At 63.5% G+C, this 26,447-nt stretch carries 20 protein-coding genes and 1 tRNA gene; 10 read left to right on the plus strand and 11 right to left on the minus strand.

The features are described 5' to 3' along the window. The first annotated feature begins 120 nt into the window (after window positions 1-120). Entirely contained in the window at window positions 121-3,930 is a 3,810-nt protein-coding gene (gene metH / locus HNR59_RS02645; protein WP_183825588.1) for a methionine synthase, read from the plus strand. Window positions 3,931-4,046: 116 nt separating this feature from the next. On the opposite strand, the gene HNR59_RS02650 is transcribed toward metH, so the two are convergent. The 3 genes from HNR59_RS02650 to HNR59_RS02660 form a co-directional block, all read right to left on the minus strand. After that, window positions 4,047-5,939 (minus strand): PAS domain-containing protein, encoded by a 1,893-nt coding sequence (locus HNR59_RS02650; RefSeq protein ID WP_183825590.1) that lies wholly within the window; start codon window positions 5,937-5,939, stop codon window positions 4,047-4,049. Between the two features lie 123 nt (window positions 5,940-6,062). Next, window positions 6,063-7,505, minus strand: coding sequence for a UdgX family uracil-DNA binding protein (locus HNR59_RS02655; RefSeq protein WP_183825593.1), 1,443 nt, complete (start codon window positions 7,503-7,505; stop codon window positions 6,063-6,065). Window positions 7,506-7,532: 27 nt separating this feature from the next. Continuing rightward, window positions 7,533-8,762, minus strand: a complete 1,230-nt coding sequence (locus HNR59_RS02660) for a putative DNA modification/repair radical SAM protein (protein WP_183825596.1) — start codon at window positions 8,760-8,762, stop codon at window positions 7,533-7,535. Between the two features lie 185 nt (window positions 8,763-8,947). Here HNR59_RS02660 and HNR59_RS02665 point away from each other — a divergent pair, with 185 nt between their 5' ends. After that, window positions 8,948-9,340: a YkvA family protein gene (locus tag HNR59_RS02665; RefSeq protein ID WP_210307194.1), complete on the plus strand. Its 393-nt coding sequence runs from the start codon at window positions 8,948-8,950 to the stop codon at window positions 9,338-9,340. Between the two features lie 4 nt (window positions 9,341-9,344). Further along, window positions 9,345-10,997 carry an ABC1 kinase family protein gene (locus HNR59_RS02670; protein ID WP_183825599.1) on the plus strand — a complete coding sequence of 551 codons (1,653 nt, stop codon included), beginning with the start codon at window positions 9,345-9,347 and terminating at the stop codon, window positions 10,995-10,997. 69 nt (window positions 10,998-11,066) lie between these two features. On the opposite strand, the gene HNR59_RS02675 is transcribed toward HNR59_RS02670, so the two are convergent. Genes HNR59_RS02675 through HNR59_RS02690 form a run of 4 tightly spaced genes read right to left on the minus strand, consistent with a single transcriptional unit; the run spans window position 11,067 to window position 14,611 of the window. Next, window positions 11,067-11,912, minus strand: a complete 846-nt coding sequence (locus tag HNR59_RS02675; RefSeq protein WP_183825602.1) for a metal ABC transporter permease — start codon at window positions 11,910-11,912, stop codon at window positions 11,067-11,069. Next, complete coding sequence (locus HNR59_RS02680) at window positions 11,909-12,769, minus strand: metal ABC transporter permease (RefSeq protein ID WP_183825605.1); 861 nt, start codon at window positions 12,767-12,769, stop codon at window positions 11,909-11,911. The genes HNR59_RS02675 and HNR59_RS02680 overlap by 4 nt, the downstream gene beginning before the upstream one ends. After that, window positions 12,766-13,665 carry a manganese/iron ABC transporter ATP-binding protein gene (locus HNR59_RS02685; protein ID WP_183831274.1) on the minus strand — a complete coding sequence of 300 codons (900 nt, stop codon included), beginning with the start codon at window positions 13,663-13,665 and terminating at the stop codon, window positions 12,766-12,768. The genes HNR59_RS02680 and HNR59_RS02685 overlap by 4 nt, the downstream gene beginning before the upstream one ends. A 31-nt stretch (window positions 13,666-13,696) precedes the next feature. After that, window positions 13,697-14,611 (minus strand): metal ABC transporter substrate-binding protein, encoded by a 915-nt coding sequence (locus HNR59_RS02690; RefSeq protein ID WP_183825608.1) that lies wholly within the window; start codon window positions 14,609-14,611, stop codon window positions 13,697-13,699. A gap of 443 nt (window positions 14,612-15,054) precedes the next feature. Between HNR59_RS02690 and HNR59_RS02695 the strand changes: the two genes are divergently transcribed. After that, window positions 15,055-15,933 carry a hypothetical protein gene (locus tag HNR59_RS02695; protein ID WP_183825611.1) on the plus strand — a complete coding sequence of 293 codons (879 nt, stop codon included), beginning with the start codon at window positions 15,055-15,057 and terminating at the stop codon, window positions 15,931-15,933. A gap of 142 nt (window positions 15,934-16,075) precedes the next feature. Here the strand turns inward: HNR59_RS02695 and HNR59_RS02700 are convergent. After that, window positions 16,076-16,150: transfer RNA gene (locus HNR59_RS02700), tRNA-Gly, on the minus strand. Between the two features lie 278 nt (window positions 16,151-16,428). Between HNR59_RS02700 and HNR59_RS02705 the strand changes: the two genes are divergently transcribed. The 5 genes from HNR59_RS02705 to HNR59_RS02725 all read left to right on the plus strand — a co-directional run bounded on the left by HNR59_RS02705 (window position 16,429) and on the right by HNR59_RS02725 (window position 20,085). Further along, window positions 16,429-16,926 carry a prolyl-tRNA synthetase associated domain-containing protein gene (locus HNR59_RS02705; RefSeq protein ID WP_183825614.1) on the plus strand — a complete coding sequence of 166 codons (498 nt, stop codon included), beginning with the start codon at window positions 16,429-16,431 and terminating at the stop codon, window positions 16,924-16,926. 84 nt (window positions 16,927-17,010) lie between these two features. After that, window positions 17,011-17,973, plus strand: a complete 963-nt coding sequence (gene trxA / locus HNR59_RS02710) for a thioredoxin (RefSeq protein ID WP_183825617.1) — start codon at window positions 17,011-17,013, stop codon at window positions 17,971-17,973. Between the two features lie 57 nt (window positions 17,974-18,030). Continuing rightward, window positions 18,031-18,705 carry an LON peptidase substrate-binding domain-containing protein gene (locus HNR59_RS02715; protein ID WP_183825620.1) on the plus strand — a complete coding sequence of 225 codons (675 nt, stop codon included), beginning with the start codon at window positions 18,031-18,033 and terminating at the stop codon, window positions 18,703-18,705. Between the two features lie 21 nt (window positions 18,706-18,726). Beyond that, entirely contained in the window at window positions 18,727-18,957 is a 231-nt protein-coding gene (locus HNR59_RS02720; RefSeq protein WP_246374464.1) for a Trm112 family protein, read from the plus strand. Window positions 18,958-19,318: 361 nt separating this feature from the next. After that, a protein-coding gene (locus HNR59_RS02725) for an IS5 family transposase (RefSeq protein ID WP_183825623.1) occupies window positions 19,319-20,085 on the plus strand; the annotation gives its coding sequence in 2 pieces (ribosomal slippage) (window positions 19,319-19,658 and window positions 19,658-20,085; 768 coding nt in all). A 9-nt stretch (window positions 20,086-20,094) separates the two neighbouring features. Here the strand turns inward: HNR59_RS02725 and HNR59_RS02730 are convergent. From HNR59_RS02730 to HNR59_RS20690, 3 genes are read right to left on the minus strand one after another with little or no spacing between them, the layout of a single operon-like run. Next, complete coding sequence (locus HNR59_RS02730) at window positions 20,095-23,439, minus strand: error-prone DNA polymerase (protein ID WP_183825626.1); 3,345 nt, start codon at window positions 23,437-23,439, stop codon at window positions 20,095-20,097. Next, on the minus strand, window positions 23,436-24,881 hold the full coding sequence (locus HNR59_RS02735) for a Y-family DNA polymerase (RefSeq protein WP_343060827.1): 1,446 nt from the start codon (window positions 24,879-24,881) through the stop codon (window positions 23,436-23,438). The genes HNR59_RS02730 and HNR59_RS02735 overlap by 4 nt, the downstream gene beginning before the upstream one ends. Next, window positions 24,823-25,785 (minus strand): ImuA family protein, encoded by a 963-nt coding sequence (locus tag HNR59_RS20690; RefSeq protein WP_246374467.1) that lies wholly within the window; start codon window positions 25,783-25,785, stop codon window positions 24,823-24,825. The genes HNR59_RS02735 and HNR59_RS20690 overlap by 59 nt, the downstream gene beginning before the upstream one ends. A 173-nt stretch (window positions 25,786-25,958) precedes the next feature. On the opposite strand from HNR59_RS20690, the gene HNR59_RS02740 reads away from it, so the two are divergent. Beyond that, window positions 25,959-26,381 (plus strand): metallopeptidase family protein, encoded by a 423-nt coding sequence (locus tag HNR59_RS02740; protein ID WP_183825631.1) that lies wholly within the window; start codon window positions 25,959-25,961, stop codon window positions 26,379-26,381. Window positions 26,382-26,447: the final 66 nt, after the last annotated feature.

Genomic DNA, 26,447 nt, shown 5'->3' on the forward strand with positions numbered 1-26,447 from the left:
CGTCACCAGGCGTGGCGGGATGGGTTTTTCATTTCCCGAACAGCAGGGTGCTCGCAATTGTATATGTTGACATAAAGATATCTTTATGCGATTTCGCATGTTTCACATCGGGACCGGGATATGTCGCAGAATTCGCAAACGCTGGACGGCCTGTTCGGGCCTGTCGGCCGCAAGGCTGACGGATCGGAAATCCTTGCCGCGCTGAAGGCCGCGGCGCGTGAGCGCATTCTCGTTCTCGACGGCGCCATGGGCACCCAGATTCAGGGCCTCGGCTTCGATGAGGATCATTTCCGCGGCGACCGCTTCACCGGCTGTGCCTGTCACCAGCAGGGCAACAACGACCTGCTGATCCTTTCCCAGCCGATGGCCATCGAAGATATCCATTACGCCTACGCCAGAGCAGGCGCCGACATCGTCGAGACCAACACCTTCTCCTCCACCTCGATCGCGCAGGCCGACTACGGCATGGAGGAGATGGTCTATGAGCTGAACCGCGACGGCGCCCGCCTTGCCCGGCGCGCCATGATCCGCGCCGAACAGGAAGATGGCCGCCGCCGCTTCGTCGCCGGCGCGCTTGGCCCGACCAACCGCACCGCGTCGCTCTCGCCCGATGTCAACAATCCCGGCTACCGCGCCGTCACCTTCGACGATCTGCGCATCGCCTATGGCGAGCAGTTGCGTGGCCTGATCGACGGCGGCATTGACATTGTCCTGATCGAGACGATCTTCGACACGCTGAACGCCAAGGCGGCGATCTTCGCTGCCGAGGAAATCTTCGCCGAGAAGGGCATTCACCTGCCGGTGATGATTTCCGGCACCATCACCGACCTGTCGGGCCGCACCCTTTCCGGCCAGACGCCGACAGCCTTCTGGCACTCCATACGCCACGCCAAACCGTTCACCGTGGGCCTCAACTGCGCGCTGGGCGCTGCCGCCATGCGTCCGCATCTGGCCGAACTGTCCGGCGTCGCCGACACCTTCACCTGCGCCTACCCGAATGCGGGCCTGCCCAACGCTTTCGGCCAGTATGACGAATCGCCGGAATTCATGGCGAAGCAGGTCGAGGACTTCGCACGCGAGGGGCTGGTCAATGTGGTGGGCGGCTGCTGCGGCTCGACGCCCGAGCACATTGCCGCGATCGCCGAGGCGGTTTCACGGCACAAGCCGCGCACCGTTGCGAAGGTGAAGCCGCTGATGCGGCTGTCGGGCCTCGAACCCTTTACGCTCACCAAGGACATTCCCTTCGTCAATGTCGGCGAGCGCACCAACATCACCGGCTCGGCCCGCTTCCGCAAGCTGATCACCTCCGGCGACTATGCCGCTGCCCTCGACGTCGCTCGCGATCAGGTCGCCAATGGCGCGCAGGTCATCGACATCAACATGGACGAAGGCCTGATCGATTCGAAGAAGGCGATGGTCGAGTATCTCAACCTGATCGCCGCCGAGCCTGACATCGCCCGCGTGCCGGTGATGATCGATTCTTCCAAATGGGAGGTGATCGAGGCCGGGCTGAAATGCGTGCAGGGCAAGCCGATCGTCAACTCGATTTCCATGAAGGAAGGCGAAGAGGCGTTCCTGCATCACGCGAATCTGTGCCGCATGTATGGCGCGGCCGTCGTCGTCATGGCTTTCGACGAGGTGGGTCAGGCCGACACGCAGGCGCGCAAGGTCGAGATCTGCACCCGCGCCTACAAGCTGCTGACCGAAAAGGCCGGGCTCGCGCCCGAGGATATCATCTTCGATCCCAACGTGTTCGCCGTAGCCACCGGCATCGAGGAGCACGACAATTATGGCGTCGACTTCATCGAGGCGACACGCCAGATCACATCCACCCTGCCGCATGTTCATATATCCGGCGGCGTCTCCAACCTGTCCTTCTCCTTCCGCGGCAACGAGCCGGTGCGCGAGGCGATGCATGCGGTGTTCCTCTACCACGCCATTCAGGCGGGCATGGACATGGGCATCGTCAATGCCGGGCAGCTTGCCGTCTATGACACGATCGACCCGGAACTGCGCGAAGCCTGCGAGGACGTGGTGCTCAACCGCCAGCCGCAGGCGGGCGGTTCGGCCACGGAGCGCCTGCTGGAGCTTGCCGAGCGCTTCAAGGGCACCGGCGGCAGGGAGGCCAAGGAACGCGACCTGAAATGGCGCGAATGGTCGGTCGAAAAGCGGCTTGAACATGCGCTGGTGAACGGCATCACCGAATTCGTCGAGGCCGACACGGAAGAGGCGCGGCTCGCCGCGGAACGTCCGCTGCATGTCATCGAAGGCCCGCTGATGGCCGGCATGAACGTGGTCGGCGACCTGTTCGGCGCGGGCAAGATGTTCCTGCCGCAGGTGGTCAAGTCTGCGCGCGTCATGAAGCAGGCGGTGGCTGTCCTGCTGCCTTACATGGAAGCCGAGAAGCTCGCCAATGCCGAGAACGGGATTGACGGCGGCGAACGCGAAAGTGCCGGCAAGATCCTGATGGCGACCGTCAAGGGCGACGTTCACGACATCGGCAAGAACATTGTCGGCGTGGTCCTTGCCTGCAACAATTACGAGATCATCGACCTCGGCGTCATGGTGCCGGCGGCGAAGATCCTCGAAACCGCGCGCGAGCAGAAGGTCGACATCATCGGCCTGTCGGGCCTCATCACCCCCTCGCTCGACGAGATGGTGCATGTCGCCTCCGAGATGGAGCGCGAGGGGTTCGACATCCCGCTGCTGATCGGCGGGGCTACCACCAGCCGCGTGCACACGGCGGTGAAGATCCACCCCCGCTACGAACGCGGACAGGCCGTCTATGTCACGGATGCCAGCCGTGCGGTCGGTGTCGTCTCCAGCCTGTTGTCGCAGGACCTCAAGCCCGGCTATGTCGATGCCCTGCGCGCCGAATACCGCAAGGTCACCGATGCCCATGAACGCTCCGAGCGCGAGAAGCAGCGCCTGCCGCTGGCAAAGGCGCGCGCCAATCTCCACCGCATCGACTGGGCGGCCTATGATCCGCCGAAGCCTTCCTTCACCGGCATCCGCGTGTTCGAGACATGGGATCTGGCCGAACTGGCGCGCTACATCGACTGGACGCCTTTCTTCCAGACATGGGAACTGAAGGGCCGCTACCCGAAAATCCTCGAAGACGAAAAGCAGGGCGCCGTCGCGCGCCAGCTGTTCGAGGATGCGCAGGCCATGCTGAAGAAGATCATCGACGAAAAATGGTTTGCGCCGAAAGCCGTCATCGGTTTCTGGCCCGCCAATGCCGTCGGCGACGACATTCGTCTTTTCACCGACGAAAGCCGCAGCCAGGAACTGGCCACCTTCTTCACGCTGCGCCAGCAATTGCCGAGACGCGACGGCAAGCCAAACCTCGCCCTGTCCGATTTCGTAGCGCCTGTGGAGAGCGGCAAGGCGGACTGGCTGGGCGGCTTCGTGGTGACAGCCGGCATCGAGGAGGTGGCGATTGCCGAGCGCTTTGAGCGCGCCAATGACGACTACTCCTCGATCCTCGTCAAGGCGCTCGCCGACCGCTTTGCCGAAGCCTTTGCCGAGCGCATGCATGAGAAGGTGCGTCAGGAGTTCTGGGGCTACGCTCCCGACGAGAACCTGTCGCCCGAAGACCTCATCGGCGAGCCCTATCAGGGCATCCGTCCCGCACCCGGCTATCCCGCCCAGCCCGACCATACGGAAAAGGTAACGCTTTTCCGGCTGCTCGACGCGGAAAAGCAGGCCGGCGTCAGCCTGACCGAAGGCATGGCCATGTGGCCGGGCTCTTCCGTTTCCGGCCTCTATTTCTCGCACCCGGAAAGCTTCTATTTCGGCGTGGCCAAGGTCGAGCGCGATCAGGTCGAGGATTATGCACAGCGCAAGGACATGAGCGTCGACGAGACCGAGCGCTGGCTCGGCCCCATTCTCAACTACATGCCCGGCCCGAAGGTCGAGGCGGCGGAGTAGTGCATTTCCAGCAAAAGTGCGAAGCGGTTTTGCGTCCGGGAATGCGACAAAGCAAATGATTAGAGCGTTTTTGACGTTTCCATCAAAACAGGCACCGCTCTAGAAGCCACTTTTCCTTACGCCGTCCGGTCCAGCATGTGGAGCGGGAACTCGATCTCGACGCGAACACCGTCCGGCTCCCAGTGGCGGCGGAAGCTGCCGCGCAACTGTGCCTCGACCGACAATGTCAGCAGCCTTGTGCCAAAACCGGCATGGTCCGGCGCTTGCGCGCGCACCACGCCGCCGCGCTCCGCCCATTCGATGGAAACACTCTCCGGCGTACGGCTGAACCGGACGCGGATGTTGCCCACCGGGGTTGAGAGCGCGCCATATTTGGCGGAATTGGTCGCCAGTTCGTGAAAGACCAACGCGAGCGGCGTCGCAGCCCCGGCATCGATGCGCGCATCCGGGCCTTCTATGGAGATGCGCTGGCCGTTTTCGTCATCGTAGGGCTGCAAAAGCCGCTGCAGCAATTTCTGGAAGGAATGGGAAACACGCTGCGCCGTGCGCGCGCGGTCGTCCGGTCGGATGAAGTCATGCGCATCGTTGAGCGCCAGCAGCCGCCCGCGCAGTTCCTCCGCGAACTCCTTCATGTCCGGCCGCTCGCGCATCGACAGGCCGATCATGCCGCCGACAATGGAAAAGATGTTCTTGATGCGATGGTTGAGTTCGCGGGCGACCAGCTCGCGCTCTTCCACCGCAAGCCGCGACTCATGAATATCCGTGGCGGTCCCGAACCAGCGTTTGAGCCGGCCATTGCTGTCGCGCTGGGGCAGCGCCATCACCCGCAGCCAGCGATATTCGCCAGACCTGTGCAGCATGCGGTAATCGACGTCGTAAGTCTTGCCTGTGGCCAGCGATTCCTTCCAGCAGGCGGCCACCCGCTCCCTGTCCTCGGGATGAAGAAGCTCCACCCAGGTCGGCCTGCCCTCAACCTCGTCTTCGGCGATCCCGATGAATTCGAACCAGCGTCGGCTGACATAGTCGAGCACACCGTCCGCCGTTCCGCTCCATATGATCTGCGGCAGCGTGTCGGTCAGCGTGTCGAAACGAAACTCGCTGTCGGCGAGGGCCGCAGCCGTCTCCATCTGCTCCGTGACGTCGAGCACGACGCCGATCATGTGCGTTTCGAGCCCGCATGTTCCTTTCGTCAGCCGTCCCGAGGCCATCACCCATCGCACCTTGCCGCAAGGCGACACCACGCGATACTGGCACCGGAACTCCTGCTTCAGGTCGATCGCCTCATACAGCGTCTCCAGAACGGTGCGCCTGTCCTCGGCATGGATGGCCGATGTCATCCTTTCCTTTCCGACCCCCGCCGCGGCAACTTCCGGTTCCACACCGTAGATGAGCGCAAATCCCTGATCTCCGGTACACGACAGGGTCGCGACATCGAGATCCCAGATGCCGACCAGCCCGGACGCCGATATCGCAATGCTCAGGCGTTCGTCGGCACGGCGTCTGGCCCGCAGGGCCGTAACCCGCTCCGTGGTTTCGAAGGAGTGCAGCAACACACCGCAAGGCATGCCGAATTCGTCACGGATCGGCGAGAAATCCAGATTGAACCATGCGGTTTCGAGATTGCCATTGCGCCGCAGTTTCAGCGGCTGATCCTTGTAACTGTGCGACTTGCCGCAATAGCAATCTTCGATTGTGCGTCTGTAGAAATCGGCGGCTTCACTGAGCACTTCCGTAATCGGCCTGCCGATCGACCCAAGATAAGTATCGCCGAAAATCTCGCTGACCGTATCATTGTAGAGAACCAGCCCGTCGCGTCCGATCAGGATAGACATCGGCGCCGATGCACCCAGAACCGTGCGGGCCATGACACGCAACGCCATGGGCCAGTCATCCATGGCACCGGCGGCTGTCTTCGACCAGTCGAAAGCAAGGGCTTCGCCCAGCATCCGGTTTGCAACGATTCCCGCGGGCAATTGCTTGCCGAAAGAGGTGGTCAACGAAGCCGGCATCGGGAGCCTCCTGCGATTGCCTGCTCAGACCCCGTTGGTCACTATTTGTTTCAGCCGGGCCTTTATCCGCGAGGAAAACAGTTTCTCCACCTGCGTGCAAGCAGGAATGGAGTTTGTAACGGTTCAACCAGTGGTTTTGGAAGCAATGGTTGCCAGATCGTTGCGAAATTGCGTCATCTCCCCGGCGGCGCGAACCGGATCCGGAATGCGCAGCAGATAGGAGGGGTGGACCGTCACGAACAGGGAACGCCCGCCACCAAACGGCAGCAACCTGCCACGCACATCGCCCAGCCGCTGCTTGCGGCCGGTCAGCGCGCCAAGCGCGGTTGCCCCCATCGCAACCACGAGGCGAGGCTTCACGGCCTCGATTTCCTGCTCCAGCCACCAGCGACAACGCTCGACTTCGCCCGCGTTGGGCGTGCGGTGAATACGACGCTTGCCGCGCGGCTCGAACTTGAAATGCTTCACCGCGTTGGTGACATAGGCCCTGCCCCGGTCGATGCCCACTTCCCCCAGCGTCCTGTCGAACAGTTGCCCTGCGGGACCGACGAAAGGCCGGCCGGCAAGGTCCTCCCGGTCGCCCGGCTGCTCGCCCACGAACATGAGGTCGGCCGCTTCCGGCCCTTCGCCGAACACGGTCTGCGTGGCATGGCAATGCAGGGGACAGCGGGTGCAGGCGCTGGCCTGCTGGCGCAGGGCCGCCAGCGGCGTGGCAGGCGGCGCGGCCTGCCGCGCTTCATGCAGGGACTGAACCCGGGCATGAAAGGCCGGCGGCGCAAGCGCCTCCTGCCGGGCCATGTCCGCCACGCGCGCCTGCGCGCTGGCAACCAGTTCCGGAATCAGGGCGGCTTCGGGCAGATTCTTCCAGTATTTCTTCGGCATCTCGGCCTGCATCGCCTTCACCTTCACCCGCGCCGGATTGAAGATCGAGGCATAGTAGGTCAGCCACAGCGCGTCGGCCGGATCGGCAAGGTCGGGCTTTGCCGCCGGCTCGTGCGAGACCCGCAACTTTCCGGACTCGAAGGTCGCGGACCCTTTCGGCGTGAGGATCGTCCAGTCCATGTCGGCAAAGCGCGCCGCGAAGAAGGGCGCGGTGCGCGCGACGATGAAATGATCCGGCTCGAACCAGGCCGCAAAGCGCCGCCGGCAGCCCTCGCCCGGATGCGCGAGTTCACGGAAGCGCACGAAGGCCGTCATCTTGTGGCAGTCGCGCCGCACGGATTTCGCCAGCCTTCCGGCCTGCGCCACATCTGCATCGGAAGCCACGGACAAAAGCTTTCGCTCGCCTTGCAACCTGTAAAGCAGCCGATAAAGCAGCGCGAAACGACCGGGATCGCTGTGGCAGACGATGGCTTCGGCCAGTTCCGGAAAGGACGCGGGCACCACGGGCCGCGGCATGGCCGACCTTGCCTCGGGCAAAGCCCGATCCGGCTCGGCGAACAGCCCGCCCTCGCTTTCGAGGCACCAGTCCACCTCGTGAGGCGCGATGCCCGTCTGCAGCAGCATGCGCGCCTTGTCGCGCCATTCGCCGAAATCGCCCCTGCGGGAAAGACAGATCCTGTACATCACAACCCCGGCATCACAGGCCCGGCATCACAGCAGCGACATCTGCATGGGCGGCGGCTCGAACAGCGCGCGCAGATCCTGCCGGTCGATGAGCCGTAGCGGCGTCCACCCTTCGGCAATGATGAACGGCCTGACCTTGCGCAGCGACACCTTCAGCCGGCCGAGATCCTCGATCCGTACGCGGCGATGACGGCGCGCGGCGATCAGCGCATCCACCGTGCGCACCCCGAAACCCGGCACCCTCAGCAGCATTTCCCGCCCCGCCCGGTTGACGTCGACCGGGAAGCGGTCGCGGTGCGCCAGCGCCCAGGCGAGCTTCGGATCGATGTCGAGATCGAGCATGCCGTCGGTCCCGGCCGCCGTGATCTCGGCCACCTCGAAACCGTAGAAGCGATAGAGCCAGTCGGCCTGATAGAGACGGTGCTCACGCATCAACGGCGGCTTCTGCGGCGGCAGGCGCGACGAGGCGTCCGGGATCGGGCTGAACGCCGAATAATATACCCGCTTCAGCCCGTAGCTGCCGTAGAGCCCGGCGCTGCTGGCGAGAATGGTGGAATCGTCGGCGCCATCGGCCCCGACGATCATCTGCGTCGACTGTCCCGCCGGCGCGAATTTCCGGCGCGGGCGGCCGCCCAGCGTCCGGTCTGCGGCATCTTCGATGCCAAGGCGCACATCCGCCATGGCACGACGAATGACGGGAGTCTGCTTTTCGGGCGCGAGATCAGCCATGCCGGTTTCCGTCGGCAGCTCGATATTGATGGAAAGCCGGTCGGCATAGAGCCCCGCCTCCTCGATAAGCGCCGGCGACGCCTCGGGGATCGTCTTGAGGTGAATGTAGCCGTTGAAATTGTGAACCGTGCGCAGGTCGCGCGCCACGCGCACCATCTGCTCCATCGTGTAATCGGAAGAGCGAATAATGCCGGAAGACAGGAACAGGCCTTCGATATAGTTGCGGCGGTAGAACTCCAGCGTCAGCCACACCACCTCCTGCGGCGTGAAGCGGGCCCGCTCGACATTGCTCGACGAGCGGTTGATGCAATAGGCACAATCATAAATGCAGAAGTTGGTCAGCAGGATCTTGAGCAGCGAGATGCAGCGCCCGTCCGGCGCATAGGCGTGGCATATGCCCGAGCCGCCGGCAGACCCCAGTCCACCGGCCCGCGAATCCCGGCGCTGACCGCCGGACGATGCGCAGGAGGCGTCATATTTGGCGGCGTCGGAAAGAATGGCGAGACGTTGCTGCAGCGTTCTCTTCATGATTTTGTTCACTATATGTTCCATATCGATCCCGTCAAGGCTGGCTGCGTAAAACAGGCCGGGCCGATGTCGGGGATTCCGTTTCCAGATAGGGCTGCCCGTTGCGCCGGCAAGACCGCGCTGCAAAACCTTGAGCATCGCGTGAAGACGCCTATCTTATCCGTCTCGGCTTGGAGGATTTCTGATTGGCTGTTTTCGGCATTCTCAAGCGGCGTTTCCTTGCATTCCGGCGCGAGGCCGTGGTGCTGTGGTATGCGTTTCGCGATCCGCGTACACCGCGCTGGCTGCGGCTCGCCAGCCTTGCCACGGGATTGTACCTGCTCAGCCCGATCGACCTGATCCCCTTCACCATTCCCCTGCTTGGCGTCGTCGACGATCTGATCATCGTGCCGGCGGCCGTCGGCTTCATAGCGAAACGGCTGCCGGCCGGGGTCCATCTCGAGGCCGGCGAAAAGGCCGACCGCTGGATCGCGCGCTGGTTCAAGCGCCCGCTGCTGGCGGCGGCGGTCATTCTGGGCATTCTAGTCGTCATCTGGGCGGTTCTGCTCTACCTCATCTATCGCTGGCTTGCGGGATAGTGCGATGACCGTTCTCGAAACCACCTTCGCCGCAGCCCGCGACCACAAGCGCATCGCCGAGATCGCCGCTGTGCTGGTGCGCTTCGGCGTCGACGACATCGCCATCCGGCTTGGCCTCGGCGGCCTCCTGCCGAAACGACGCGGGCGCGCGCTCCATGCGGACGCCGAAAGCCTGTCACAGCCGGAACGGCTGCGACTTGCCATCGAATCGCTTGGGCCGACCTTCATCAAGCTTGGCCAGATCCTGTCGACGCGCGCCGATCTCCTGTCGCCGGAGTGGATTACCGAGCTGGAGAAGTTGCAAAGCGATGTCGCGCCCGAGCCGTGGGAGGCGATCCGGGCGCAGGTGGAGGAAGACCTCGGCGCATCGCCCGATACGGTGTTCCTCAGCTTCGCACACACGGCGCTCGCCGCCGGCTCCATCGCGCAGGTCCATCGCGCCACGCTGCACGACGGCACCGATGTCGTCGTCAAGGTGCGCCGGGCAGGCCTCAGGCCGCTGGTCGAGGCCGATCTCAGATTGCTGTCGCATGCGGCTGGGCTGGTCGAGGCGCAATGGCCGGAATTCGCCCGCTACCGTCCGCGCGAAATCCTCAATCACCTGGGCGCGGCGATGGGCGAGGAACTCGACCTTGCCGCCGAGGGCCGCAATTGCGAGGCCGTGGCGCAAAATCTCGCGGCCATGGAGCGGATAAAGATTCCGCGCATCTTCTCCGAATGGAGTTCCGAGCGGCTTCTGGTTCAGGAGTATATCGACGGCATCGTTCCCAACGACCACGCCGCGCTGAACGCCACCGGGCTGGACGGGCGTGAGCTTGCCCGGACCGGCACCGCCGCCTTCCTGCGCATGGCGCTTGTCGACGGCCTGTTCCACGCTGATCCGCACCCCGGCAATCTGCGCGCCCTGCCCGGCAACCGCGTCGCCTTCATAGATTTCGGCATGGTCGGCCGGCTGGGCGCGCGCCGTCGCGAACAGTTGCTGATGCTGGTGGCTGCCATCGTGGAAACCAGTGGCGAGCGCGTGGCCGCCCTTCTCATGGAATGGTCGGGGGCAGCCGACATCGACCTGCCGCGGCTGGAGGCCGCCTGTGACACCTTCGTCGCGCGCCACGGCGTGCCGCCGCTGCGGCTTGGCGAGGCCATCACCGACTTCATGGCGCTGGCGCGCGAGCACGACCTTGCCCTGCCCGCCGACCTTGCCCTGCTTTTCAAGGCGCTGATCACCGCCGACGGCGTCATGCGTAGCCTCGACCCCGATTTCGACGCCCTGGCCGCTGCCGGCCCGATCGTTCAGGAAGAGATGATCCGTCGCTACAGGCCGGGCGCCCTCATGGGCAAGGGGAAGTCGCTGGCGCTTGATTTCGCCGGACTGGCCGCGGAAGCGCCCTCGCTGCTGCGGCTGCTGGCGCTGCGCCTGCGGCAGGGCCGCATCGCCGCAGAGGTTGAGCTGAAGGGGCTCGACCGCATCGGTGCCGACATTCGCTGGGCCGCCACCCGCATCGCGGTCGCCATCGTCACCGCCGCCTTCGCGCTGGGGCTTGCACCGCGCCTGCTGGATTTCGGTCCTACCCTGCTCGGCATCCCAGTTACGGCACTGCTTGGAATTGCGGTCATTCTCGGCGGGCTGGCGTGGCTTCTGGTTCCGCGCCGCCGCTGATTTTTGTTTCAGGCCGATACCCTGAAAGAAAGCACCGCCATGCGACGCGGGACGCATGGCGGTGCGCGCTCAGGCCTGCTCGCTGGCTTCCGTACGAGCGGCCCGGCGTGTGGCAAGAACAAAGGCGGCAAGAAATGTGGCTGACATCAGAAGCACGATGGTCGGCGCCGGCGCGCTGTCGATGAAAAAGGACGCGTAGACGCCGAGGAAAGACGACGCCACGGCCACCAGCACCGACACCGCCAGCATGCCTGAGAAAGTGCGCGCCAGCAGGAAGGCGATGGCGCCGGGCGCGATCAGCATGGCGATGGCGAGGATGATGCCGACCGCCTGCAGCGCGCCGACGATGGTCAGCGAAATCAGCGCCAGCAGCCCGTAATGCAACAGCCTGACATGCAGCCCCACCGCCTGCGCCTGCGCCGGATCGAAGGCATGCAGCAGGAAGTCGCGCCACTTCACCAGAATGATGCCTGCCGTGACCGCGGCGATGATGGCCGACATGGCGATGTCGTTCCAGGAGACGCCCAGCATGTCGCCGAACAATATGTGGTCGAGATGCACGTCCGACTGGATCTTGACGTAGAGCACCAGCCCCAGCCCGAACATGCCGGAAAAGACTATGCCCATCACCGTATCCTGCTTGATGCGGCTGTTGTCCTTGAGGAAGCCGGTGGCGACGGCGGCAAACATGCCGGCCGCAAAGGCGCCGATGGCATAGGGAAAGCCCACGATGTAGGCGATCACCACGCCCGGAAACACGGCATGGCTGATGGCATCGCCCATCAGCGACCACCCCTTCAGCACGAGGAAGCACGACAGCAGCGCCATCGGGATCGCCACCAGCACCGAAATGACCATGGCATTGACCATGAAGTCGAACTGGAAGGGCGAGGCGAGCGTTTCCATGATGGTCATGGCGCGGCCTCCCGCAGGGCGGCCGCAGCCTTGCGGCGGGCCGCCAGCATGCCGTGCTTGGGCGCAAACAGGAACACGACGAGGAACACCGCCGTCTGCAACACCACGATGATGCCGCCGGTGGCGCCATCGAGGAAATAGCTCACATAGGCGCCGATGAAGCTGGTCAGCGCACCGATGGCGACGGCCAGCGCCAGAAGCCTCGGAAAGCGGTCGGTCAGCAGATAGGCCGTGGCGCCCGGTGTCACCACCATGCAGATGACGAGGAAAGCGCCGACCGTCTGCATGGCCGCGACCGTCGAGGCCGACAGAAGCGTGAAGAAAATGATCTTGAGCAAAGTCGGGTTGAGCCCGATGGTGCGGGCATGGCTCTCGTCGAAGAAGGTGACCATCAGGTCCTTCCAGATCACCATGAGCACGGCCAGCGACACGAAGCCGATGATGGCGAGCTGCAGCGTATCTTCCGGCGTGATGGCGAGGATGTTGCCGAGCACGATGGTCTGGATGGACACCGAGGTCGGCGAGATCGACACCATGAACAGCCCCAGCCCGAAAAAGGCCGAGAAGGTGAGGCCGATGATGGCGTCCTCCTTCAGCTTCGTGCGCTGGTTGAGGAACAGCATGGCCGCCGCCGCGAGCCCGCCGGAGAAGAAGGCGCCGATGGAGAAGGGCAGGCCAAGCATGTAGGCGCCCGCCACGCCCGGCACGATGGAATGCGAGAGCGCGTCGCCGATCAGCGACCAGCCCTTGAGCATCAGGTAGCACGACAGGAAGGCGCACACGCCGCCGACCAGCGCCGACACCCACATGGCGTTGACCATGTAGTGATAGGAGAAAGGCTCGAGCAGCAGGCTCATTTGCGGCTCCCGCTGAGCTTGTGCTCCATGCTGTCCTTTTCGCCGTAAAACACCAGTGGCCGCTCGTCGTCGGTGAAGACGGAAAGCCGGCGGCAATCGTCATCCTCGTGCAGATGATCGCCACCGAGCACGAAGTGGCGCAGAACGCCACCAAAGGCGCGCTCCAGATTGGCCTGCGTGAACACCTCGCTGGTCAGGCCGTAGTCCAGCACCGTGCCCTTGATGAGAACGGTGCGGTCGCAGAACTCCGGCACCGAGCCGAGATTATGGGTGGAAACCAGCATCACCCGCCCTTCGTCGCGCAGCTCGCGCAAAAGCGCGATGATCTGGTCCTCTGTCTTCACGTCGACACCAGTGAAGGGCTCGTCGAGCAGGATAACGCGGCTGTCCTGCGCCAGCGCGCGGGCGAGGAACACGCGCTTCTTCTGACCGCCGGACAATTCGCCGATCTGGCGCTTGCGAAAGTCGCCCATGTTGACGCGGGCAAGGGCGGCCGCCACCGCCTCGTGATCGGCGCGGCGCGGAATGCGCATCATGCCCATATGGCCGTAACGGCCCATCATCACCACGTCCTCGACCAGAACCGGAAAGTTCCAGTCCACCTCCTCGGCCTGCGGCACATAGGCGACGAGGTTGCGGCGCAGCGCCTGTTTCACCGGCATGCCCAGCACCGAGATCTCACCTTTGGCCAGACGCACGAAGCCCATGATGGCCTTGAACAAGGTGGACTTGCCGGAGCCGTTCACGCCGACCAGCGCCGCGATGGTGCCTGTCGGTATATCGAAACTGGCGTTTCGCAGCGCGGTATGTCCGTTTCGATAGGTGACGGTTGCTTCCCTGACCACAATACCGGACCCCGCATCCGAAGATGCGGGGCGGCGGGCCAGGTCTTTCATGTGGGTGGTCACGTCTTCATTTCCTTCGAGGTCAGTCGCCCTGAGTGAGCCCCTTGGCGATGGTGTCGGACGTTACCCGCAGCAGATCGATATAGGTCGGAACCTCACCGTCGGCTTCCGTGAGAGAATCCACATAGAGCACGCCGCCATAACGGGCGCCAGTCTCGCGCGCCACCTGCCTGGCAGGCTTGTCGGAGATGGTGCTTTCGGAGAAGACCACGGTGATGCCGTTCTCACGCACGGCGTCGATGACCTTGCGCACCTGCTGGGGCGTGCCCTGCTGGTCGGCATTGATCGGCCACAGATAAAGCTCCTTCAGGCCGAAATCGCGGGCCAGATAGGAGAAGGCGCCCTCGCTGGTCACCAGCCAGCGCTTGTCTTCGGGAACCGCGTCGAGCTCGGCCTTGATCGGATCGATGACGGCCTTGATCTTGTCCTTGTAAGCCTCAGCATTGGCCTTGTAGATGTCTGCATTGTCGGGATCGTGCTTCACGAAGGCATCGCGGATATTATCGACATAGATCAGCGCCGATGTCGGCGACATCCAGGCGTGCGGGTTCGGCTTGCCGCTGTAGGGCCCCTCGGTGATGCCCATCGGCTCGACGCCGTCGGAGACCACGACGCCCGGCACATCCTTCAGGTTCTGGAAGAATTTCTCGAACCACAGTTCGAGGTTGAGGCCGTTCCACAGGATCAGGTCTGCGCCCTGTGCGCGCTGAATGTCGCCCGGCGTCGGCTGATATTCATGAATCTCGGCGCCCGGCTTGGTGATGGATTCCACGATCGCCGCATCGCCGGCGACATTTTTGGCCATGTCGGCGATCACGGTGAAGGTGGTCACCGCCTTGAATTTTTCCGCCGCCTGAGCCGGCATGGCCATCATCAGTGCGGCGAGCGCACCGCCTGCCATTCCGGCAAGAACCGAGCGCCTGAGTTTGTCGAACATGCGAATTCCCTTTTTGCGATTCTGTCCCGATTGCCGCCCGTGAATGCCTTCCGCAACATTGCAATTGCAAATGAGTTGCAAAAAGTCAGCCGAACGCACTTTTTCCCTTATTCTGCATTTGAGAATGAATTGCAAGTAGAAGATTGAGGGAAAGTGAACGGCGGGCATGCGTCGCGGTTTTCCGGATGAGGAACCCTCGAGGGCTCGCTGGGAGAATGAACAGGCACTGACACCTGCCTTTCCCTATAGCAAAGATAACTGACAGATTATTGTTGTATCGTCATCATGAATGCCGGCTGCCGTAAACAGAATCAGGTTATTGTAGGAACGTTTCATGAATCAGCCACCAAACCTGAGAGCGGGATATGCGTCCGCCTAATACCAATCCAATAGGAACCTGCGCATTCTGCGGCCACAAAACACTACTGCGGGAAAGTCATGTGTTGCCTGCATTCGTTTTTCGCTGGCTTCGCGGACGCTCCGGGACGGGACATATTCGCCAGACTGAAAATCCCAATCGCAGAGTTCAGGATGGCTTGAAGCTCCCTTGGTTATGCGATGCATGCGAAGGGCTATTCAGTCGTTTCGAAACAGCCTTCGCCACCAAGGTCTTTTACCCTTGGCAGGAAGGCAACACTCGAATCGCCTATGGCGACTGGCTCCTTAAATTCTGCGTATCGGTGTCTTGGCGTGTGCTGCGTTTCGCCAGAGGGCGAAACAAGCACGCAGTCTATACACAACAACAGAACCATCTGATGGATCGTGCCGACCAGAGTTGGCGAGCCTTCATTAACGACGAAGCTCCACACCCCGGAGAATTTGAACAACACCTTCTTATATTCGACCTTATCGAAAATACGAACATTGGTGATCTGCCCAACAACATAAATCGATTTCTGATGGGAGCTATAACCTTAGATATCGTCGGATCAGAAAGCTCATTGATGACTTTTGCCAAGCTTGGCCGCTTCATGATCTTTGGGATGATCCAGAAGGGCTCTCACCGGTGGGAAGGGACCAAGATTCGCGTGAAGAATGGAATATTGCAACCGGGAACATTTACGGTTCCGGCTGAACTTATTACTCTATTTCGAGAGAAGGCTGCAATTTCTGCAGATGCAATAGATGCCATGAGTCCGATTCAACGGGCCAAAATAGAAAAACACGTAGATGATAACTTTGAACACTTCGTCAATTCCGAACAATATGCGGCAATCGCGGCGGATGCGCGGATGTTTGGAAGAGATGCAGTTGTCAAAAAGGATTCCCCGCACCAATCGCGAATGGGCTTAGCGACAGATCGAAATCGGACAGAGCCTTGAACCCTTCAGCGGCGTCTTGATTCCGCAAACTGGTACCCCGCGTGTAACCGAGGGCCTTTTGGTCGCGTTCGCACTTTGCGGTTCCACCCACCCGGAAAACACGAAAGCCGCGGTTTCCCGCGGCTTTTCGGTGGGGATATCTTGGAGCGGGTGAGGCGATTCGAACGCCCGACCCCAACCTTGGCAAGGTTGTGCTCTACCCCTGAGCTACACCCGCTCTGCGCGGCTCTCGCCGCAGCCGCGCCTATATGGCCGAAGACCGAGGCGAATGCAACAGGGAAATCGCGTCTTTTTTTGCGCTTTGCATATCTGCCGGAAATACCTGCTTCCGGAGCCTTTCGCCGCCCGCGACAGGCAGGCATGTGCAGCATCGCCGGCGCTTCGATGGCGTGGCCGATGCGAAGCCGAAATGGCTTGCCCGCGGCCGTGCGGCCCTTGTGCTGGCCGCGCCAATGGTCCTAAACCATACCACAACGGAAAGAACCGGGTGGGGACATGCCGAAAACCGAGACCGATCTGCAGGCATTTCTCGCCGACACGGGCATCGATGCCACGACCGCACGCCACCCGCCCCTGTTCACCGTTGCCGATTCGCAGGCCCTGCGCGGCAACATTGCCGGTGCGCATACCAAGAACCTCTTCCTGAAAGACAAGAAGGACAATTTCTTTCTGGTCACCGTGGATGAAGACGCGGAGGTGGACCTGAAGCAGGTTCACCATCTCATCGGCGCCGCCAGCCGGGTGTCGTTCGGCAGGCCGGAGATGCTGATGGAGCTGCTCGGCGTCATTCCGGGCGCGGTCACCGTGTTTGGCCTGATCAACGACACTGGTGCCAGGGTGAAGGTCGTTCTCGATGAGCGCCTGATGGATAACGACATCATCAACGCGCATCCGCTGACCAATGAGGCCACAACCTCGATCCGTTCATCCGATCTCGTCAGATTCATCAAGGCAACGGGCCATGATCCTGTTATCTTGAAAGTCACGGCCTGATCGCCACATTGAAGACCACGCGGGAAGACCTTGCGGGAAATCCACGCAGCTCGCCCCCGCACTCCAACATCTGGGACCAAGACAATGAGTGACAGCAATCCGTTCGGCTCGGGCAGCCAGTATGCAACCACCGTCCAGTTCGGCAATGGCGCCGATGCGACGGCACCCGCGCCGGCCGATGTCATCAAGGACACGACGACGGCCAGCTTCACCGCCGACGTGATACAGGAATCGCGCAACCAGCCGGTTCTGGTGGATTTCTGGGCGCCGTGGTGCGGTCCCTGCCGGCAGCTCGGCCCGATGCTGGAAAAGGCGGTCATGGCCGCCGGCGGACGGGTGAAGATGGTCAAGATGAACATCGACGAGCATCCGGCCATCGCCGGCCAACTCGGAATTCAGTCCATTCCGGCCGTCATTGCCTTCCGCGACGGCCAGCCGGTGGACGGCTTCATGGGCGCCGTGCCCGAGAGCCAGATCAGCGAATTCATCGCCAGGCTGGGCGGCAAGGACGACGGCAAGGCAGCCATTGAAGAGGCCCTCGCCGCGGCTGCCGATGCACGCACGCACGGCGATGCGCAGACGGCGGCCGACATTTACGGCGCCATTCTCCAGCAGGCGCCCGATTCGGCCGAAGCCGCGGCGGGACTGGCCGACCTTTTGTTCGAGGCGGGCGACCATGAGGGCGCCGGTGCGATCCTTGACGGTGTTCCCGAGGACAAGCGCGACCATGCGGCGATCGCCGCCGTGCGCACCAGATTGTCGCTGGCCGCGCAGGCCGCAGAACTCGGCGATGCGGGCGAGCTGGAAAAGCGGCTGGTGCAGAATCCGGCCGACCATCAGGCGCGCTTCGACCTCGCCATGATCCAGAATGCCCGCGGCGAACGGACGGAGGCCGCCGACAATCTGCTCGCCATCATCAAAGCCGAGCGGGGCTGGAACGACGAGGCGGCGCGCACGCAATTGCTGCAGTTCTTCGAGGCATGGGGCATGACCGACGAGGCCACGCTCATGGCCCGGCGCAAGCTTTCCTCGCTGCTGTTTTCATGAGGAGGCGGCATAGGCCCCCGGCAACGGGCGCAGGGAACAAGGGCACGGAATAAGGAAATGCAGGCAGGAAACGCTCATTATCGGCAGGAGTCGGATCTACCGCACACTGTTGCCCTGTTTCCTCTGGAGGGGGCCCTGCTTTTGCCGGGCAGCCGTCTTCCGCTCAACATTTTCGAGCCGCGCTACCTGCAGATGGTGGACCACGCCATCGCATCAAACAGGCTGATCGGGCTCATCCAGCCGAGCCTCGACGGCGCCACGCGCGCCGACGGGGAGCCCGGACTGTGCGAGGTCGGCTGCTTCGGCCGCATTACATCGATGACCGAGACCGGGGACGGACGCTATCTGATCGCGCTGCAAGGCGTTTGCCGCTTCCGCCTTGGCGAGGAGCTGACCGTGAAGACGCCGTTCCGGCAGGCAAGGATCATGCCCTTTCTCGCCGATCTCGACGACAGCGGCAACGATGCCGGCGCCATCGACCGGCCGGCCCTGCTGAAAGTGTTCCGCGCCTATCTGCAGGCCAATGAGTTGCAGGCCGACTGGGAAGGTGTCAGCCGCGCCGACGACGCCATGCTCGTCAACGCCCTGTCGATGATGGCGCCTTACGGCCCGGCGGAAAAACAGGCTTTGCTGGAAGCGCCGGACCTGCGCACCCGCGCCGAGACGCTGATCGCCATTACCGAAATGGCGCTGGCGCGCGATAATGACGATTTCGGCACCAGTCTCCAGTAGATCGGGAAACAGGGCACTCCGATGACGGGGGAAAGCGGCCAGATGGCGAACGAGCGCGGCAAGAACGAACCTCAGGTCGATCCGAAGCTTCTGGAGCTTCTCGCCTGCCCGCTGACGAAGGCGCCGCTGAGCTGGGACCCGGAGCGCGGCGAACTGGTCTCGCGGCTGGCGAAGCTCGCCTACCCGGTGCGCGGCGGCATTCCCATCATGCTGCCTTCGGAAGCGCGTGCGCTGGGCGCCGAAGAAGGCTGAAGCCGCCCGGCTCGATGGCCTCCGGTCTGCGGTTTTCTCTGCATCGCATCTTTTCAGGCGCATCACGACGAATACCGAACTTTAAGTCATCATCGGATGAGCGGAATCTGGGCCCGCTTTCCGGTCAGAAGCGCTGCAGCGATTCCGGCAAATTGCGACGCGGTTTTGCGGGTGCAGCTGCGCAAAAACATACGGATGGCACGTTTCTGCGATCCGCTGAAAATGCTCTGCCTGATTGTTTTTACATCATTCATGCGATGCCGAATGTCTCCATTCGGCTGCAGACTGCTCTAGGCTCGAAACTCAATTTGGGTTGCTGATTTTGTGAGTGTCTGATTCCCTGTGATCCGGAGGTTTTCGGATGGCGAGGAAGCGGGACGTTTATTGGCTGTCGGACGCGGAGTGGGAGGCGATCCAGCCTCACCTTCCCATTGGTCGGCGTGGACCGCGGCGGGTGGATGACCGGCGGGTGATCTCGGGCATCATGCACATGCTGCGTTCGGGTGGACGCTGGAAAGACTGCCCGGCGGTCTATGGGCCTTACACCACGATCTACAATCGCTGGAACCGGTGGAGCCGGCAGGGTGTGTGGGAACGGATTTTCTACGCCCTGACCGGGTCGAGCGGCGTGTTCACCGGTTCGGTGGATTCCACCCACATCAAGGTCCACCGCTCGGCGTCGGGCGCAAAAGGGGGGCTTGTCATCACGCCATTGGCACCTCGCGTGGCGGGCGAACGACGAAAATCCATGCGTTGAGCGATGATTGCGGCCGGCCCGTCGCTTTCGCCCTGACGCCCGGAAATGCCCATGACCTCGCCGGTGCCAAGGCGCTGCTGGCCGTCCGGTGTCCCAGCCGCAAGTTGCTGGTCGACCGCGCCTATGATGCAGCAAGTCTGCGCGAATGGCTTGCCGAGCGAGGAACAGAACCCGTCATCCCGCCCAATCCAACGCGCAAGAACCCACACGCCTACGACCGCGACGCCTATCGCGGCCGAAACCTCATCGAGCGCATGTTCTGTCGCCTTAAAGACTTCCGACGCATCGCAACACGCTACGATAAACGCGCCGATACATTCCTGTCGGCCATCTGCCTCGCTGCCGCAATCACTTGGTGGACGCCAAATTGAGTCTCGACCCTAATGAAAATTCCGGCCCTTCGGCATGACCGAACGCGCGCTCCGGGCAAGCATGTGCTGGCTGTTTTCCGCAAGGGTTCCCGGCGCGCCGTCTTCCGGCGCCGGCTTCCGAGGCGCATCGAGCAAATCGCCCAGCCATGAGGAAAGATCCTCTATCTGTTCGGCGACGATATGAAGGACGCCCGACTGGGATTGCAGCCTGCCGGTAACGCGCACGAAGCGCCCGCCCATGATTGCAGGCCGGTAGCGGTTGAACGTGCCCAGCCAGAAGATGATGTTGGCGATCGCCCCCTCATCCTCCAGCGTCAGGAAAACGGCCTTGCCCTTGCCCGGCCGCTGCCGCACCAGAACCAGCCCGGCCACGGTGACGCGCGCGCCATCGGCCAGCGCGCCAAGCCGCACATTGGGCGTCACCCCCGCCCGATCGAGCCGGGCGCGCAGGAAGCCGACCGGATGCGCCTTCAGCGACAGGCCAAGGCTGCGATAGTCGTGAACGACATGCTCGCCCGGCTGCATGACGGGAAGATGGGTGACGGGCTCCGGATCCGGCAGGTCCAGTTCCGGCCTGTCGCACAGCGGCAGCGATTCGACCGCACTTTTCGCATCGAGCGCGCGCACGGCCCAGAGCGCCTCGCGCCGGTCGAGCCCGATCGAACGGAAGGCGTCGGCATCGGCAAGCCTGCCGATTTCGCCCGTATCCAGCCCGGAACGCAGCCACACGTCGCGCACCGAGACATAGCCGTCACCACGGCGGGCGACGAAAGTCTGCATGCGTTTTTCTGCAAGCCCCCTGATCTGGTTGAAGCCCATCCGCATCGCATGCATGGTGCGGATGGTGCGACGCATATCGACATGGCGCTCCGAGACGCGGGCCGGATCGAAAGCCGCCTTTTCCAGTGTGCACTCCCAGCGGGAAGCGTTGATGTCGACGGGCCGGATCTCGACGCCATGCTCGGCCGCATCGCGTATGAGCTGGGCGGGCTTGTAGAAACCCATGGGTTGCGAATTGAGGATCGCCGCGCAGAAAACGTCCGGGTAGAAGGCCTTGAACCAGCAGGAGGCATAGACCAGCAGGGCGAAGGAGGCGGCGTGACTTTCGGGAAAGCCATATTCGCCGAAGCCCTCGATCTGCCTGAAGCAGCGCTCGGCGAATTCCTTCGGATAACCTTTGACGACCATGCCGCTGACCATGCGATCCTGATAGAGGCTGACCTTACCGGTGCGCCGGAAAGTCGCCATGGCGCGGCGCAGCAGGTCCGCCTCGTCCGGCGAGAAACCACCCGCCCTGATGGCGATCTTCATCGCCTGTTCCTGAAACAGGGGAACGCCCAGCGTCTTGCCGAGAATTTCCTCCAGCTCGGGTTTGTAATACTCGACCTTTTCCTTGCCCTCGCGCCGACGCAGATAGGGGTGAACCATGTCGCCCTGTATCGGGCCGGGGCGCACGATCGCCACTTCGATAACGAGATCGTAGAATGAGCGCGGCTTCAGGCGCGGCAGCATCGACATCTGGGCGCGCGATTCGACCTGAAAGACGCCCAGCGTGTCGGCCCGGCAGATCATGTCGTAGACGATCCGGTCTTCCTTCGGCATGGTGGCCAGCGTGATCGGCCTGCCATGCGCATCGCGCACCCGGTAGTGGTCCTCCAGCAAGGTGAAGGCGCGCTTCATGCAGCTCAGCATGCCGAGCGCCAGCACATCGACCTTCAGGATGCCGACGGCGTCGAGATCGTCCTTGTTCCACTCCACCATTTTGCGGCTTTCCATGCCCGTTCTGACGATGGGCACGATCTCGTCCAGCCGGTCGCGGGTGATGACGAAGCCGCCGACATGCTGCGACAGATGGCGCGGACATTCGGCCGCCACCAGCTCGCCGGCGCGGGCCAGCACATGGCGCGTCACCGGATCGGACGTGTCGAGCCCGCCGGCCTTCGCCTGCTCGGAGCCTATGGAGGAGGTCCACCAGCCCCAGATCGAGCCGGACAAGGCGCCCTGCACATCCTGCGACAGGCCCATGGCCTTCGCCACCTCGCGCAGCGCCGAGCGGCCCCGGTAGCTGATCACCGCACAGGCCAGAGCCGTGTGCTTTTCCTGATATTTCTCATAGATATAGGCCATGACCTCCTCGCGCCGCTGGTGCTCGAAGTCGACGTCGATGTCGGGCGGCTCGTTGCGTTTTTCAGAAATGAAGCGCTCGAACAAAGAATCGATCTGGTCCGGCGCGACGGCGGTGATGCCCAGCAGATAGCAGACCACCGAATTGGCGGCCGAACCGCGCCCCTGGCACAATATGTCCCTGCTGCGTGCGAACTGGACGATGTCCTGCACGGTGAGGAAATAGCGCGCGTAATTCATCCTTTCGATCAGCGCCAGTTCCTTGCCGATCCGCGCTGCCAGATGCGCCGGCACGCCCTCGGGGTAGAAACGGGCAGCACCTTCCCATGTCAGCCGCTCCAGCTCCTGCTGCGGGGTGGCGCCGTCGCGCGTCGGCTCGTCGGGATAGTTGTGCTGCAATTCGGACAGGGAAAAGGACAGCGTCGCGGCGAAGCGCTGTGTCTCGCCCAGCGCCTGCGGATGAGACCTGAACAGCCGCGCCATCTCGGCCGGCTCCTTGAGGTGGCGCTCGGCATTGGCGCCAAGCGCGAAGCCGGCCTCAGCCACAGTTGTCCTGAGCCGGATGGCGGTGAGCACGTCCTGCAGGGGCCGCCGTTCGGCAGCATGATAGAGCACGTCATTGGTCGCCATCAGCGACAGGCCGGCCTGATCTGCAAGGGCCTCGGCCTGCGCCATACGCAAGCGGTCATTGCCGCAGTAATGGGGCGCGGCGGCCAGCCAAAGGTTGCTGCCGAAACGGTCTTTCAGCCGGACAAGCAGGGCAAGGGTTTCGGCGGCCGGCCCCAGCGGATCGGGCAGGATGGCCAACGAAATGTGGTCGCCCCAGTCCAGCAGATCGTCGAGATAAAGCAGCGAAACTCCCTTTTCGCTCCCCTCGCGCAGATTCCCCGTCGTCAGCAGCCGGCACAGATGCCCCCAGCCCCTGCGATTTTGCGGATAGGCGAGCACGTCGGGCGTGTCATCGGCGAAGGCCAGCCGGCAGCCGGGATGATAGGGCAGCACATGCGCTTCGCCTTTTTCCGAGAACCGGATCGCCTTCGACTGGCTCCACGCCCGCACCACGCCCGACACCGTGTTGCGATCCGCCAGCCCGATGCCGGCATGGCCCAGCGCGCAGGCCGTCACCACGAGCTCTTCCGGCCGCGAGGCCCCGCGCAGCAGCGAAAAATTCGACTGCACGCCGAACTCGATATAGGCGGGGGCGCCGCTTCCGGCAGCAGAAGCGTTCATGCGAACAGCCCGTGCATGAACCAGCGCGGCGGCGGTTGGCCGGTTTCATGATGACCGAGCCGATAGAGCCAGTAGCGGCGGCCTTCACTGTCCTCGACCCGGTAATAGTCGCGCTCCGGCACATCTTCGCCATTGCGCCACCATTCGGGGGCGATGCGTTCCGGCCCTTCGGCGCGCACCACGCTGTGCAGGGCACGCCGCCAGCGAAACCGCATCGGCGGGCCTTCCGGCAATTCGGTGGCCGGCACCTCGACCGGCTCGGGCCGGCCGAACAGGCGCACCGGCCGCTCCGGCAGCGCGGGCTGAGGCACGCCTGCGGAGCCGGCCTCGGGAAGCTTCCCGGCAAAGGGTTGCAGGGCGACGGCCCGTTCGGGAACATGGCTCTCGACCGCCACCGGCTGCATCACGGCCCCGCGTCCCAGCCTTGCCCGCACGCGGTCCGCGAACAGGGCGAGATCCTCATCCCCCCTGTCGGCTACGCCGGAAAGGTCCGTCTGGCGCATGTCGAAGGGCGCGGTCGAAAAGGCGGCAAGGCGCACGAGATCGAATCCGTAGCCGGCATCGAAATCGCCGGCGGCAGCGGCAAGCCTTTCGCGAAACAGCTTGTGGATCCTGCCCGGATCGCGCAGCGGCAGCGAGGCGGAGACGGCGATGCGGCTGACCGCGCCATCGACCCTGAACAGCGACAGGCCAAGCTGCCTTGCGCCCTCGCCGCGCCGCTCCAGATCGCCTTTCAGCGACAGGGCCAGCATCTGCACCAGCCGTTCGATGTCCTCGGTGAGCACGACCGGCTCGGCCAGCTGCCGCTCCACGACCAGCGCCGGCACCGGCAGGCGCGGCGACACCGCCTCGTCGATACGGCCAAGCGCCTGGTCGAGACGCAGCATCAGGTGCCGGCCGAAGCGACGGGCAAGCGGCGCGCGCGGTGCGGCCATGATCTCGCCAATGCTGCGCAGGCCGACACTGTCGAGCCCCGTGCAGAGCTGCGCGTCAAGGCGCAGCGCCTGCGGCGGCAGCCGTGCCAGCAGGTCTGCCTCACCGCCGGGTGCGACCACCAGCCTTCCCTGAAACCGCGCCGCCGCCCATGCGGCCCCGGATGTCGAGGCAAGGCCGGCGCGCACGTCAAAACCCTGATCGAAGAATTGCGCCAGCACCATCTCCAGCATCGGCTTCTCGCCGCCGAACAGCGAAGTGCAGCCGGTAACGTCGAGAAAGAGCCCGTTCTCGCCGTCCAGCGCCACCAGCGGCGTGTAGCGGTCGCACCAGTCGGCAAGCGCTTCCAGCAGGCGGCGCTCGCCGGCCGGGTCGGCTTCGACCACATCGAGGGCCGGATGCATGGCCCGCGCATCGGCAAGGCCCATGCCGCGCTTCAGGCCCAGCGCCTCAGCCCGTGCGTCGAGGGCCGCGACCTGCACCGTGTTGTGGCGCTGCAGGCTCAGCACCAGCGGCGGATGCACCTTTCCTGCGGAACGCCACGACCTGCCCAGACGCCGGCGCAGCACCCGTTCCGCGGCCAGATAGGGAAACCACAGCGACAGGATCCGCTGTCCCGATTTGCGGATTTGCTCTTTCGGTGAACAGGCAATCATCGGAATTCCACTCCAGTGTGAACAGGCCGGGCAGGGCGGCAGGGGATTTGTCGAGCGAGACGGTGAAGGCAGGCAGGCCAATGGAGCCTGCGAGCAGGCCGGCAAGGGTGCTGCGTGTGCCGGACGATGCCGGCGCGACGACAAGGCGCACAGGAGCTGCGGTGGCTTCAGGCCGTGCCGCCTGGCGCAGGAGCAGCACCGGCCGGCCGGCTGCCTGCGCACGGCGATGCAGGCGGCGCGTGGCGGTCAGGTCGAGCTTTTCGGGGTTGCCGTGCACTTCCACCACCACGGCGGCCAGCTTCTGCAGCGGAATGGCCTCCTCCGCCACCCACAGCGCATCGGCAAGCTTCGGTGCCTGCGCCAGCAGAAGCCGCTCCGGCGCAAGACCTGACAGCGCCTGCGCGCCAACGGCATGGGGAAAGCCGGCCTCCTGCAGCACCCCGGACATGCCGACCCACAGCACGAGACCCGGTTCCTTCGCCTGCCGCAGCAGAAGACCGGCCAGAGCCAGCGCAAAACCGGCGACCGCGCCGGCATCGCGCGTTTCACGACCATGGATCTCGGTCAGCGCCGCCCGCATGAGCCCGCCGCCGAGCAGCCTGTCGAGACTGCCGACGCCGATGGGCAGGCGCGGGGCCTCCCCTTCGCCTTCCGCTCCCGCAGGCACTTCAAGGCGCTGCGGCAGCGCGCCTTCAATTCTCGCAATTTCCCGGCGCAGGGCAAAAACGGCGTCCCGCGCCACGGCGCGATTCGCCATGGCGGTCGATCTCTCTTGTTTGTTCCTGTTATGTTCTTATAGGATTCCAGAGCCGAACTCAGGAGTCAAGCAGACAGGATAAGAATTTATTCCTTCGGAAAACCCTGCCTGTGCATCAGCGTTTGCCCAGCAGCCCGCAAAAGCCTATATGCCGCGGGAAAGAAGGACGAAGCATGGCCCGCATCTACAAGACACGCACCTGGCACGGAGAACTCTCCCCCTCGCTGGAGGAAATGGAGATGCTGGCGCTGGAGGCCTATGCGCATCTGCCCGAGGAATTCCGCACGCTGACCGGCGAGATCATCATCCAGGTGGCGGAATTCCCGACCGACGAGATCATGGACGATCTGGCGCTGGAAACGCCTTTCGATCTGCTCGGCCTGTTCGAGGGGCGCGGCATCGCCGAACGCTGGAACCCGGCCACGGGCGAGGGGCCGAACCGCGTCACCCTCTACCGGCGCGCCATCCTCGATTACTGGGCCGAGAACGAGGAAACGCTGAGCGACATCGTCACCCATGTGCTTATCCACGAGATCGGCCACCATTTCGGCCTTTCCGACGACGACATGGAGCGCATCGAGACGTCGGCGGAATAGAGCATCGGGCCGAAAAGTGGAATCCGGTTTTCGGGGATTCCGATGCTCGATCCAGAAACGCGGGGC

Origin of the sequence: Aquamicrobium lusatiense (genome assembly GCF_014201615.1) — a bacterium.
Taxonomy (GTDB): Bacteria; Pseudomonadota; Alphaproteobacteria; order Rhizobiales; family Rhizobiaceae; genus Mesorhizobium; species Mesorhizobium lusatiense.